Origin of the sequence: Photobacterium angustum, assembly GCF_003026365.1 — a bacterium.
Classification (GTDB): domain Bacteria; phylum Pseudomonadota; class Gammaproteobacteria; order Enterobacterales; family Vibrionaceae; genus Photobacterium; species Photobacterium angustum.
Window position 1 is genome coordinate 116463 of the sequence record NZ_PYOM01000015.1, and the last position, 12762, is coordinate 129224.

At 39.1% G+C, this 12762-nt stretch carries 10 protein-coding genes; 3 read left to right on the forward strand and 7 right to left on the reverse strand.

Annotated features, from left to right (window positions below; genetic code table 11):
* Positions 1-111: 111 nt before the first annotated feature.
* Positions 112-498 carry a peptide-methionine (R)-S-oxide reductase MsrB gene (msrB, locus tag CTN01_RS15970; protein WP_045148336.1) on the forward strand — a complete coding sequence of 129 codons (387 nt, stop codon included), beginning with the start codon at positions 112-114 and terminating at the stop codon, positions 496-498.
* A gap of 141 nt (positions 499-639) precedes the next feature.
* Here msrB and CTN01_RS15975 read toward each other — a convergent pair whose 3' ends face one another.
* Positions 640-1413, reverse strand: coding sequence for a DUF2989 domain-containing protein (locus CTN01_RS15975; RefSeq protein WP_045186507.1), 774 nt, complete (start codon positions 1411-1413; stop codon positions 640-642).
* Between the two features lie 313 nt (positions 1414-1726).
* On the opposite strand from CTN01_RS15975, the gene CTN01_RS15980 reads away from it, so the two are divergent.
* Complete coding sequence (locus tag CTN01_RS15980) at positions 1727-2026, forward strand: YeaC family protein (protein WP_045131971.1); 300 nt, start codon at positions 1727-1729, stop codon at positions 2024-2026.
* A gap of 2 nt (positions 2027-2028) precedes the next feature.
* Here CTN01_RS15980 and CTN01_RS15985 read toward each other — a convergent pair whose 3' ends face one another.
* The 3 genes from CTN01_RS15985 to sppA all read right to left on the reverse strand — a co-directional run bounded on the left by CTN01_RS15985 (position 2029) and on the right by sppA (position 5970).
* Positions 2029-2712, reverse strand: a complete 684-nt coding sequence (locus CTN01_RS15985) for a glutathione S-transferase family protein (RefSeq protein ID WP_080890400.1) — start codon at positions 2710-2712, stop codon at positions 2029-2031.
* 146 nt (positions 2713-2858) lie between these two features.
* Positions 2859-3872: an asparaginase gene (gene ansA / locus CTN01_RS15990; RefSeq protein WP_005369017.1), complete on the reverse strand. Its 1014-nt coding sequence runs from the start codon at positions 3870-3872 to the stop codon at positions 2859-2861.
* Between the two features lie 250 nt (positions 3873-4122).
* On the reverse strand, positions 4123-5970 hold the full coding sequence (gene sppA, locus CTN01_RS15995; RefSeq protein ID WP_045148337.1) for a signal peptide peptidase SppA: 1848 nt from the start codon (positions 5968-5970) through the stop codon (positions 4123-4125).
* A 243-nt stretch (positions 5971-6213) separates the two neighbouring features.
* Between sppA and CTN01_RS16000 the strand changes: the two genes are divergently transcribed.
* Positions 6214-8226, forward strand: a complete 2013-nt coding sequence (locus CTN01_RS16000) for an NADPH-dependent 2,4-dienoyl-CoA reductase (protein WP_045148338.1) — start codon at positions 6214-6216, stop codon at positions 8224-8226.
* A 54-nt stretch (positions 8227-8280) separates the two neighbouring features.
* On the opposite strand, the gene CTN01_RS16005 is transcribed toward CTN01_RS16000, so the two are convergent.
* The 3 genes from CTN01_RS16005 to CTN01_RS16015 all read right to left on the reverse strand — a co-directional run bounded on the left by CTN01_RS16005 (position 8281) and on the right by CTN01_RS16015 (position 12760).
* The gene (locus CTN01_RS16005) at positions 8281-9261 is read right to left on the reverse strand and encodes an OmpA family protein (RefSeq protein ID WP_045148340.1); all 981 of its coding nucleotides are present in this window, start codon (positions 9259-9261) and stop codon (positions 8281-8283) included.
* 542 nt (positions 9262-9803) lie between these two features.
* Positions 9804-12005, reverse strand: coding sequence for a YjbH domain-containing protein (locus tag CTN01_RS16010; protein ID WP_045148341.1), 2202 nt, complete (start codon positions 12003-12005; stop codon positions 9804-9806).
* Positions 12002-12760, reverse strand: coding sequence for a capsule biosynthesis GfcC family protein (locus tag CTN01_RS16015; protein WP_045148342.1), 759 nt, complete (start codon positions 12758-12760; stop codon positions 12002-12004). The genes CTN01_RS16010 and CTN01_RS16015 overlap by 4 nt, the downstream gene beginning before the upstream one ends.
* Positions 12761-12762: the final 2 nt, after the last annotated feature.

A 12762-nucleotide genomic window follows, 5' to 3' on the forward strand; every position in this document is an offset into this window, starting at 1 on the left:
TTAGACGGTTTTTTTAAAACTGTGAATTTTTAAAACAGGCATATGTGTTAAAGTCACTTTAAATAAAATTAGGTTTAAAATTTAATTTGAGGGAAATAAGGGACAACGGTAATGAAAAATAAATCTGATGCTTATTGGCGAGAGAAATTATCTGAAAAGGCTTATCAAGTTTGTCGACAGCAAGCGACTGAGCCACCCTATAGCGGCAAATTACTTCATAACTATAAAACAGGTATTTATTCATGTACCTGTTGTGACTCGCCGTTATTTTCTTCGAGCAATAAATATGACTCAGGCTGTGGCTGGCCTAGCTTTGATGCGCCATTGAATGATGATTGCATTAGCTATGTAGAGGATCATAGTCATGGTATGAAACGAATAGAAATTCGTTGTAAGCATTGTGATAGTCATCTTGGACATGTTTTTAATGACGGTCCGCAAACAACAGGTGAACGTTATTGTGTAAACTCGATATCATTAATATTCACGGACAAATAAAGCGTATGAGTGACGGTAATATATAATTATTTACCGTCACTGTATTTAATATCTAAAATTTCACAATAAAAGCAAAATAAGTTTAATGATTAAATCTTGTATGCATCAATTATAAAATTATTTGATATTTACAATAAAATTTTAATTAATCATTTTTTGCTCGTAGTTGCCATTTTGTAAATTATCTAAAATATTGACTGCTTTTTTATTTAAAACCTTCTGTTCATCTTCTGTTAACAAAAATAAGCTGGCGACATTTTTTGCTTCGGCAACGGGCATATTCATATCATTAGCAATTAATACCCATATATAAGCTTCTTTCAGTTTTTTTTGCTGCTGAGATAAGGTTGCTAATGATTTAATTATATCTTGGTTTACCGTTTCATTTTTCTTGTAGAGTGAAAGCGCATGATGGAGTAATTGATAGGTTTTATCCTTATCTTTGCTGATGTAGTAGCTGGCAAGTGCTAGTTGAAGGTCGGGTGTCTCTAACTCTTTTTTACCTTCGAGAGCTAGAAATTGTTGTTGTGCTTGTTCATCACCTTGACTCCAACGATAGTAAATAATCTCTGGATCGGTCGACAACGACAGCTCTTTGTTTAGGCGTGTTATATTATTATAGCTATCGTAGAGTGCGTTCATACGAATAGTTTTTCGATCTTTTAGCTCTGTTGGTTCAATACGAGCGGCATATTCCAAGCAAAAAATATACTTTTGCGTCGCTTCAAGCTCTTTAAATTTTTCTTGGTCGGTTGGATTTTTCAACACATCATAACGTTGCCAAATTAACCCTGTTCGTTGAATACGGCATTGACCATCATTGACGTTGAGCTGGGCACACAATTCAGGGTAACTTTCACATAAGCTATCTGTGGTACGGTGGCGTTCAAAACAACCAGTTAATAATAAGCTCATACTGATCGTTGTGATAAAACGTTTAGTATTGTTTAAGAGCAACCTTGTCGGCACTACTCTTTTTGATGTTTCTATAATTGCGGAGTAATACGCCATAGTGACCTACATGTTGGTTACGAATAATGATAAATATACCGATGTCATTTGTTGTTATCGACGGATGATCTCGAAAATGGTGAATTTATTTTGATAGACCTATCAAGCTGTGATCGCTATTACAGTTTGAGGGGAAAGCGTTGACTGTTATTACGTATTTTATAAGCTACAGCGATGTACTTAAACAAGCCTGTCAGTATAGAAATGAGGAGTGGATATGGATGTGTCGCAATTATTGAAGGCTATGACGCCAGAAGTTTTTGAGCGGATATCAACCGCAGTTGAAACGGGTAAGTGGCCTGATGGTACAGTATTAACTGCTAATCAAAGAGATTCTGCTATGCAGGCTGTAATGCTTTATCAATCTCGCCATAATAGTGATGCGCAACATATGACGGTTGCAGCGGGTGGCGAAATAAAATTTAAGAGTAAAGCTGAATTAAAACGTGACTTTTCGACTCAAGGAACTGTTGGAGAGTCGCCAGAGATAGCTCGCTTTGAACATGATGATATCTAACGTTAGATATCATCATGCAGGTTAGGCCATATCATGGCTTCACAATAGAAACTTTGTAATTGATGATCTTCTTCTGACACAATATTGGCTATCCATGGCTCTTGCTCTATGCGCTGTAGATAGTGATGAAGAATAGGATAATGGGGTTGCAATCGTAGCCCTGCCATCCATCCCGTTCTAAAAATACTCCAGATACTTATTTCAGCCATTGAGAAATGATCGCCAACATACCCTTGATCGGGAAGTTGTTCTTCGAGGTATTTCAACACATTAGGCAAGTGGTGGGAAAGGCATTGCTCCACCGCTTCTTCATCACATGGCTTATTTTGCATTTTATCGCGCAATACTTTTTGGTAAAACAAAACGCCACCGAGTAATGACGTCACACGTGTCGCTGCATAAGTTTCAAACCAACGAATTTTTGCACGTTGTTTGGCATCGCCCGGATAAAGTGGGGGAATGGGGTAGGTATCGTCAAGATAATGGGCAATAACGGTTGAATCAATGATCGTTGTATCGTTATGTTCAAGTACAGGGACTTTTCCCATTGGGTGGCGTTTGTGCGCCAGCTCTTTTTCTAAAAAGGGGTTGAGAGGCTGGAGTTCATAACGTATCCCTTTGTAATTAAGTGCCAACATGATTTTTCTGACAAAGGGCGAAATAGAGGCACCATGTAAAATCATCATTGTTCCAACCTATGAAGGTAGATTGCTATTAGCTGTAATTGTAGTTCGGTTGGAAAACTTTTGGGGAGTGGTGTTTTTATTTTATGATCGCTAAAAATAAAAAAGAGCCTATTCGGCTCTTTTCTTTATTAAACAAGTACTACTAATTACAAGGTTAACTCACCACGGAGATCTTGCTGCATCAGCGTACGCATTGTCTCAATCGGTAAATCTTGGCTGAGTAAGTAATGTAATTTAGCCAATGCCGCTTCAGGTGTCATATCATAGCCACTTAGCACACCAGCATCAGCCAGCGCACAACCCGTTGCGTATCCACCCATATTAACTTTACCTGATAAACACTGGGTTAAGTTCATTACAATCACACCGCGATTCGATGCTTCTTTTAACTGATCAAGTAACTCTTTATTTTGAGGCGCATTACCTACGCCAAAAGTCAGTAGGATCATAGCATTAACAGGTTGGCGTAGGGTATTACGTATAACCTCTGGGGAGATCCCTGGATACATGGTGATCACACCAATAGGTTGTGGCGTGATAGTGTGGACTTTAAACTCGCCATTCGGTTTTTTGTTTAATTCCGTTCCGCTATTAACGGTTATGTTAATACCTGCTTCCAATAATGGTGGCAAGTTTGGTGAGATAAATGCGCCAAAACCATCGGCATGAGCCTTAGTACTACGGTTACCACGGATCAATTGGTTGTTGAAAAATACCGTCACTTCATTGATTGGGTAATTAGCCGCAATATGTAACGCATTCAATAAGTTGCTTTGGCCATCAGAGCGAAGTTCAACTAACGGGATTTGAGATCCAGTTACAATGACAGGCTTATCTAAATTCTCGAACATAAAAGACAAAGCCGAAGCGGTGTATGCCATAGTATCTGTGCCATGAAGGATCACAAAGCCATCATACTTATCGTAATTATCTTTTATATCGTCAGCAATGCGTTGCCAATCCGCAGGTGTCATATCTGATGAGTCGATTAAAGGCGAATACTCATGGATAGTGAACTCAGGCATTTCTGGGCGATGGAATTCTGGCATGCTAGCTAATTGCTTTTGCATAAAGCCTGATACAGGAATATAGCCATGATCAGATTTTTGCATACCAATGGTGCCGCCAGTATAGGCGATATAAATATGTTTTCTTTCCATTTTTCAGCACAGAGTTAACGGTTGGTGTGCGCATTATACGCAAACTGTATGAAGATGCGAGTTAAGCGATTTTTAGAGTGATAGTTATTGCATTGAAATGTGAACTAAGATTGATGTGCTTATAATTTGAGTTGTTGTGGTTTTTATCACTAATATTGATTAGTTAGTTTATGTAAGTGCTTCTGCATAATAAAAAGCTCGACATATAGCCGAGCTTTTTAATTATTTGTTACTGATAATGTTCTCGTTACTAGTTAACAGTACTGCAATTTAAGCAGAACGCATAACGACCATTAGGATCGTTAAAGTTACTAAGAGAAGTCAGATCTTTTGCAACTTTAGTCACTGGAGCGAATGCATTTGGTGTGTCACCAAGAACCATCGCCACAACCTGTGCTTTTACTTCACCTGACATTTCTTTAAAGAATTGCTGGATAGGAGAAAGAGGCTGTTGCATCCACACCAATTGGTAATCATCAACTTTAGCGAGCGACACCGCTTCCGTTATTGCAGTATCAAAGTCACCGAGTTCATCGACTAAACCAAGCTCTTTAGCGTCTTTACCTGTCCATACTCGGCCTTGGGCAATTTTATCTGCTTGCTCAAGTGACATATGGCGGTATTTGCTGACTAAACCAATAAAGCGCTGGTAGCCATTATCCACCCCAAGCTGGAAAACTTTGCCGACATTTTCAGGAAGAGCACGTGTTACGCCGACACCTGAGAAAGGAGTCGTTCCCACACCATCACTGTAAACACCTAGCTTTTCTAAGCTTTTCTCAAATGTGGTTAAAATCGCAAAGATACCAATAGAGCCGGTGATGGTTGTTGGTTGTGCGATGATCTTATCAGCACTTGAAGAGATCCAGTAACCACCTGATGCCGCAACACTCGACATCGAAACTACAACAGGTTTCCCCGCCGCTTCTAAGGCATCGACTTCATTACGGATCACTTCAGAAGCAAAGGCGCTGCCTCCTGGACTATCGACACGTAAGATCACAGATTTTACCTCGTTATCAAAGCGAGCTTTGCGAAGTAGTGCTGCAATCGTGTCACCACCTGCTGTACCTTGGCTACTCTTACCATCAACAATAGCGCCACTTGCGACAACAACAGCTATTTTGTTATTTGATGGTTTTTGATCATCAACCAGCATCGATAAGTAATCGTAATAACTGATCTGTTTAAAGCTGTGCTCACCGTTATCACCAAACTCTTTGATTAAGATTTGGCTTAATTGAGGACGGGTTACCAACTCATCAACAAGACCCATTTTTTTACTCAGTTGAGCAAAGTCGCCATTAACAGCGGTAAGTTGTTCAACAAAGCTGTTCATTTCAGGCGTCAGTGATTTAGCATCGATATTGCGGTTTTTCGCCACATCAGACGTATAAGCATCCCATAATTGATCTAACCAAACCGTATTCGCTTCTTTCGCTGCGGCTGACATACCATCGCGGATATAAGGTTCGACAAATGATTTGTAAGTACCGACACGGAAAACATGTGTGGTGACATCTAGCTTTTCTAATAATGTTTTATAGTAAAGCGTATAGGTGCCATAACCCGTTAACATGATACCGCCATCAGGTGACATCAAGATCTTATCGGCATAACTTGCAAGGTAGTATTGGCTTTGGCTGTAATGACCACCATAAGCATAAACAGGTTTACCGGATGCTTTAAATTCTTGAATGGCTTTTGCAATATAGCGCAGTTTAGTCAGACTCGTTTCTGGCATGTTTTTAAGATTTAATACAAGGCCAGTAATAGAGCTATCGGTAGTTGCAGTGCGGATGGCTTCGACAATATCGAATAAAACGTTTTGCTCAACAGGTGGTTGCCCCATCACATCACTAATAACGCTATCTAATGGATTGTCATAGTTTTTCTGCTCAACAATCGGGCCTGATAGGTTAAGTACAAGTGCCGATGCCTCTGGCTTTTCAGCACTATCATCATTGTCACTAAAAGCAAAAATAATGGCACCTACAATCAGTAGGAAAATTAAGTTAAGAATAAACTTACGGGCGAAGTTGATTAACTTCCAGATTGTTCTGAAAAACGCTCCAATCCCTGTGAATATGGCTTTCATGAATGCTCTCTTTAATGATTCTTGAGGCATATCGTATCGTACTCATTAACTAATTTCAGTAAATTTACTATCAAGAATAGATATCAAAACAAGGTATTGAATAAATAGCCGTGTTGTTAGTCATCGAAGGTAAAAGAAAAGTGCGCGAAAGCACATTTGTTAACTTAATGTAAACAAATGTTTGAAATGGCATGATAGGGTTAATATACTGGTCAGACCATAATAAAAAGAGAAGCAAAAGCCATGGACAATAAAGCATACCCTCATTTGTTAGCGCCATTGGATCTTGGTTTTACTACCCTACGAAACCGTGTGTTAATGGGCTCTATGCACACAGGGCTTGAAGAATCACGAGATGGATTTAAAAAATTATCTGCGTTCTATGCCGCACGTGCGCGTGGTGGTGTAGGACTAATTGTCACTGGCGGTTTCTCTCCCAACTTTCGTGGGCGACTACATCCGTTAAGTGCTGAATTTAGTTCATCACGTGCAGCTCGGGCACATAAAAATATTACAGATGCAGTACATAATGAAGGTGGAAAAATAGCGCTTCAGTTGCTTCATGCTGGGCGCTATGCAATGTCGCCTTTTGCAGTGAGTGCCTCTGCTATTCGTTCACCTATTTCTAAATTCACCCCAAGTGAAATGTCTGAACGCCAGATATTAAAAACCATCAATGCTTTTGCTAATAGCGCAGAGCTTGCGCGCGAGGCTGGTTATGATGGGGTTGAACTGATGGGGTCAGAAGGCTATCTGATTAATCAGTTTATCTGTCAGCGTTCGAACTTACGTTATGACGATTGGGGCGGGAGTTATGAAAAGCGAATTCGTTTCCCACTAGAAATTGTGAAAGCGGTTCGCGCGCGAGTTGGACGTGACTTTATTATTATCTTCCGTCTTTCAATGCTGGATTTAGTCGAGCAAGGCAGTACTCATGAAGAAGTGGTAATGCTCGCTAAGGCTCTAGAACAAGCAGGCGTAACCATTTTAAATACGGGTATTGGTTGGCATGAAGCACGTGTTCCGACAATTGCCACGCAAGTGCCTCGTGCCGCATTTGCTTGGGTTACAGAAAGGCTTAAACAAGAAGTCTCTATTCCGCTAGTTACCTGTAATCGTATTAATACCCCACAAGTGGCTGAAGATATTCTATCGTCAGGGCAAGCTGATATGGTATCGATGGCACGACCGTTCCTTGCCGATCCTGATTTTGTCGAAAAAGCAGCACAAGATCGCGCTGATGATATTAATACCTGTATTGGTTGTAACCAAGCCTGTTTAGATCATGCTTTTGTTGGTAAACGTGCCAGTTGTTTAGTTAATCCCCAAGCGTGTTATGAGACTGAATTGGTATTAACCCCAGTAACTCAAAATAGGAAAGTGGCGATTGTTGGAGCAGGACCTGCTGGAATGGCATGCGCAGTTGCTGTCGCAGAGCGAGGTTTTACCGTCGATATATTTGAGAAAAATGATCACGTTGGTGGACAATTTAATCTTGCGATGCAAATACCAGGTAAAGAAGAGTTTAAAGAAACGATTCGTTATTTTACCCGTCGTTTAGAACAAACAGGTGTAAACGTAAAACTTGGTTATGCTGCAACAGAAAATGATTTAGCTAACTATGATGAAGTTATTATCGCAACGGGTGTTAAACCGCGTATTCCGCCTATTCCAGGTGTCGATAATCCAAAGGTCATTGATTATCAAACCTTGATCAGAGATAAAGTACAGTTAGGACAAAAAGTCGCTGTTATTGGTGCTGGTGGTATTGGGGTTGATGTATCTACCATGCTAACCGAGCCTGAAAATCAAAATCTTGATCAATGGCTTGAAGAGTGGGGGATTGATAAAACATTGACGCATGAAGGTGGCTTATTACCACATGATGAATACATTAGCCCACGACAAGTATGGTTAATGCAGCGTAAACCGGGCAAGGTTGGTAAAGGCCCAGGCAGAACGACAGGCTGGATCCACCGTAGAACGTTAGAAAAACGCGGAGTAGAACTGCTTGGTGGAGTTAGCTATGACAAAATCGATGATGCTGGATTGCATATTACCGTTGAAGGACAATCTCGAATATTAGATGCCGATAATATTGTTCTTTGTACAGGGCAAACATCGGTTGAAGAACTGTCAGAAAAGCTCACCGAACAAGGCATTAATGTTCATGTGATTGGTGGTGCTGATGTTGCCGGAGAGGTTGATGCTAAACGCGTAATTCGTCAAGGTGTTGAACTGGCTGCTAAGCTGTAATTTTATATAAAAAAACCAGCTCAAAAGAGCTGGTTTATTAATAAGGATTAAATCTTATTCAGCCAGAACTTTAGTTACGCTCTTAACTTCAATTGAAGGTGCGATGATTTCAACGCGACGGTTCGCTGCACGACCCTCAGCTGTTTTGTTCGTTGCTACAGGATCGCTTTCACCACGGCCTTCGCTTGTGATACGGTCACCATCAATGTTTAGGTGAGAACGTAGTGCTTCAGCAACTGCAGCCGCACGTTTCTCAGATAGCTTCATATTGTAAGCTTCTGAACCTTTGCTATCAGTGTAACCTACAACTACGATGTTTGAATCCGGCTGTTCAGCAAGACGCTTTTCGAAAGGTGCTAGTTTGCTTGCATCGCCAGAAGTGATGGCAGTGCTATCGAATGCAAAAGGAACTGTTAGTGTTAATGCATCCAAAGTTTCAGTTGTAACTTGATCTACATAAACTGGCTCAATAACAGGAGCAACTACAGGAGCAGCACCCCAGTGGTAAGCAAGTGAAACACCTGCAAATTGAACATCAGCACCACCTACATCTTTGTAGTATTGGTATTCCATGCGAGTGGATACGTTGTCATTAATGAAGTACTCAGCACCAACACCGGCAGTTGAAGCCCAACCGTTGTCATCAGAAACTGCACCTTTCTTAGCATCCCAATCGTAGTAGAAAGCACCAAGCTTAGCAAAAACGTCAAATTTGTCATTAATAGCGTAAGAGTATTTACCTACAAGGTCTGCACCTTGAGCTTGGAATGACTTATCACTGCCTTTAACCGTTGTATTGCCAAGGTTAGTGTAACCACCTTCAACAGCGAACCAAGGAGTGATTTGGTAACCAGCAAAAACACCACCTGCAAGGTTTTTATTTTCTAGGTTAATGTCAGAGCCAGTGTTATTGTCTTTGACATCGTAGAAGCTATTACCTAAACGAGCACCCGCGTAAAAAGGATTTTCAGTTGCAGCATTTACTGCGCCAGATACTAGAAGCGCTAAAGGTAGAACAAGAAAAGATTTTTTCATGATAATCTGCCGTATTCCTAATTGTTATTTAATATATATTTTATTTTGCACTAATAGTGCATTCAACTATTTTACAGTAACAAATAATAAAACCAAAATTTTTTGTGAGATTAATTGTGTTTTTATGTTTCAATTTGAACTTAACTACATATTGAAAATATACAACGATAAATTTATGAGAGCGATCTATCTATAGCTTTGTATTTCAGATAAAGTCATTTAATTCAATGTGATATTACTCACATTGTCTGTTTATAGCTATATACGTTGGAGCGGCTTCTATTTATATATATTTTCAATGAAAATGCTTTAAACTTAAAACAAAGACTAAATTAATCATTTTTATTACATTACTGAGTAAATAAAAAACAATATTCTATAATATTTATCTTTAGTCTAAGATTATAAAAGTGAAAAGTAGTCAATAAATGAGTTTTAAAGCCTTGTAAAATAGGCAGACGTGTTGAGGTTAATGATAGGGTTGATATTCTCTATCAGGTAAAAAAAAGAGGAGATTGAAACAATCTCCTCTTTAGTTGATATTAATTAGTACTTAATGCTTTTCTGGTATACCAGGGGCTTCTGCTATCCGTCATATCATATAGTTGATATTTACGCCCGAGCATTTGTCCACCATCACGAGTGAGAGGTAGCCAAGAGATATTTGCACGATTAGTACTTGGTTTAACCGTCATTAAATCAAATGGGATAGAGACATAGAACCCTTTAGTAAAGCTTCCTTCACCATAATCTTCTGCTGACATATCAGTCTTTGTCGCAAATGCACCTGCTATTATGCCGCTATCGAATTGCTTCGAGAAATCTATAGTGATACCTTTGTCTTCAGCAAGATATCGACCTGCACTGACTTTTAACAAAGTATTTGGCATCCAGTCCCATTGTGGTTGATAGTAAACAGAGATATTACCAACGGTAGTGCCTGTTTGAACTAGGTAATCACCTTGATTTTCTTTTTTGTAAAAACCAAATGGCGAATTAGGATCGCGCTGTTTAACATAATTTATATCAGCACCAATAGCCCAATTACTTTCAATCGGACGGTATAATATCTCTCCACCAACACCTCCATACATGGTTTCTAAATAACCACCGTAAGCCTGACCATAAAGATTATCTGATAGCTTATCGATCCATGTTAACTGAAGGTTATCAAGACGAACTGGGTTATCACTAATATATTGACGAACTAATGTTCTGACACGTTTGTTATTTGTTCCGTCACCAGTCGGTGTATCATAGTTAAATTTATCATAATTATCATATATGTTTACGTATACAGAACCACCGACGGTAAGGTTTTTCGTCAACCAATAATCGCTAGACGCAGTTAAACCAACATTAAATAAGTAAAAACCTTCGGCACTACCAAAGGATTGTTTTAACGTTGGGGCGACACCATAGCTCCAGTCTTCACTATTATCAGCTACTTTTAAACCAGTAGGCTTCCTTGGAGCTAGAGTCTTTCTACTATCTGAAATATTACTACCAATATACTCGTAGTTTGCTACTTTTTTAAACTGATAGTTGTCAAAGCTAGCTTCGACAATCGGTTGGTTATCGGCAGACTCTATAATGTTAAATGTTTCAATATCGTTTACATGGTTATTGATTAATACACCAGCACGCATTTGTGCTTCATCTCTATCACGATACTTTGTTTGATTAGCTATTAACGTAAGTGATTTGTTCTCAGTATCTTTGAAAAGGATCGGATCTGAATATCCTGCAATCTCATCTAAATCACTAGCAAGAGCTTTCCACTGTTTCTCTGTTAAGTAAGTCTCTGAGTTTTTATTTGCGAATGCTGGTGCAGGGTTATCAAGCCAGCTAGCTTTTAATTGATTAAAATTAGTATTGACACTAAGCCCGAAGGTAACGGTATTTCCACGTTCGTAGCTAATGTTAGCCGTAGCCCAATCGGTCAATTGGTATACGGCTCCGATATTCCACGGTGAGGATTGTGGCATTGCTTTACCACGATTTACAGGGAAATCCTTACTATAATCATTACCGTCATATTCTAATTTTACTTGTAATGGTTTTAAAGGGGTTTGGTATTCAACGCCACCAAATATAGCACTTTGACCTTTAAAAAAACGTTCATAATCAAAGCTGCCACCGTTTCCTTTGAAGTCATTTCTATCGGCACAAAATCGATCGGATAGTTTACACATTGGATTTGAAATATTGCCTCGTTGACCGAGATATCCCCAACCTAAACCTAACGTAAAGTCTAAAGGGCCAAATTGTTTGTTGGCGACGAAATATTCACCATCAAAGAGGCCGGTACCACCAAAATCACGAACACCAAAAGCAACTTCTGGTAGCCAATAAGACTCTTTCCATAATCGCGCTTTAAAATCGATCCCTTTGTCAGTATAAAGAGTGTCACCACTAAATTCAGGGTGTGAACTGTAGAGTGTATCTGGAACTTGGGTGTAACGAATGGTTGTTTCAAACCATGGTAAAAGTTGTAAAGACACCCAGTAATGATAATAATCTTTATTTAATGTGGTACCTAACGTAAATTCACCATCATGATGCATACGTGATGTAGGCATCTGCATTAAACCAACGCCGCCAAAATCACTATTAGAATAGGGAGATTGAGGGTAACTAAATTCGTCAGCATGTGCTGAAGATAAAGGCAATATTGCTAAGGTAATAGCAGATAAAGCGAACGATGATCGTTTGGTTATAAGTGGTTTAATAGGAAAAATCATCGTAGCGTCCTGTTAATAAGCATGCTAATAATATCGTTATTTAAATCAGAATAATTTGAAAATAAAGTTTGATAACCAATAAAAATAGTTGCTCCCGGTGCAATGTCATGGTGATTACTATTCCAATAAGCAATTGGATGCTTTTCTACATGTCCATCCGGTTGAATAACGGTGACATAACTCTTATCTGCGCTGCTTAAAACATTTGCATTCACCAGATATTGTGATGCAGATGTTCTTGCTTTCCATTTTACAGATAATGGTTTTTCTATTGCTCCAAAGATCAAAATATCATTAGTGCGTTGAGATAGTATAATCTGATATTTGCCGTCTAAAAGTGGATTATCTGGTTGTGATATTCTGATGGTATCAAAATCAAGTGGCGTGATAACTTTTTTAAAAGTAATGTTTTTCTCTATCCATTCCGCATTATTTGAAAAGCTTTTAGATAAGAAGGGCTCACTATTTTCTGATTGAGCTAGTATGTTTAGTTTATCTATAACAGCAGATTTATTAACCGGAGTTGATATATCAAGAAGACTTGAACCTAACCAATATATTGGCGAATTTGGTATTTGATGGCTTTTTATTGCATCTTCGACAGCTTGAGCTAGACGTACTGGCTCTGAATATTTTAATTCGGTTGTGGGGGGGATTAAGACTGTTGTATTGGCATAGGTGCAAGTAACATTTAAAGCCAAAAAAATAAAGGCGATAAATCTGCAAACCTTATAGCGGAGATTCGGTAAATACATGA

Excerpts from the sequence above, each read along its gene's own strand:
- CTN01_RS16005 (WP_045148340.1), bottom strand. The coding sequence starts at position 9,261 with ATGAAAAAATCTTTTCTTGTTCTACCTTTAGCGCTTCTAGTATCTGGC.
- CTN01_RS16000 (WP_045148338.1), top strand. The coding sequence starts at position 6,214 with ATGGACAATAAAGCATACCCTCATTTGTTAGCGCCATTGGATCTTGGT.
- CTN01_RS16010 (WP_045148341.1), bottom strand. The coding sequence starts at position 12,005 with ATGATTTTTCCTATTAAACCACTTATAACCAAACGATCATCGTTCGCT.
- msrB (WP_045148336.1), top strand. The coding sequence starts at position 112 with ATGAAAAATAAATCTGATGCTTATTGGCGAGAGAAATTATCTGAAAAG.
- CTN01_RS15980 (WP_045131971.1), top strand. The coding sequence starts at position 1,727 with ATGGATGTGTCGCAATTATTGAAGGCTATGACGCCAGAAGTTTTTGAG.
- CTN01_RS15985 (WP_080890400.1), bottom strand. The coding sequence starts at position 2,712 with ATGATGATTTTACATGGTGCCTCTATTTCGCCCTTTGTCAGAAAAATC.
- sppA (WP_045148337.1), bottom strand. The coding sequence starts at position 5,970 with ATGAAAGCCATATTCACAGGGATTGGAGCGTTTTTCAGAACAATCTGG.
- ansA (WP_005369017.1), bottom strand. The coding sequence starts at position 3,872 with ATGGAAAGAAAACATATTTATATCGCCTATACTGGCGGCACCATTGGT.
- CTN01_RS16015 (WP_045148342.1), bottom strand. The coding sequence starts at position 12,760 with ATGTATTTACCGAATCTCCGCTATAAGGTTTGCAGATTTATCGCCTTT.
- CTN01_RS15975 (WP_045186507.1), bottom strand. The coding sequence starts at position 1,413 with ATGAGCTTATTATTAACTGGTTGTTTTGAACGCCACCGTACCACAGAT.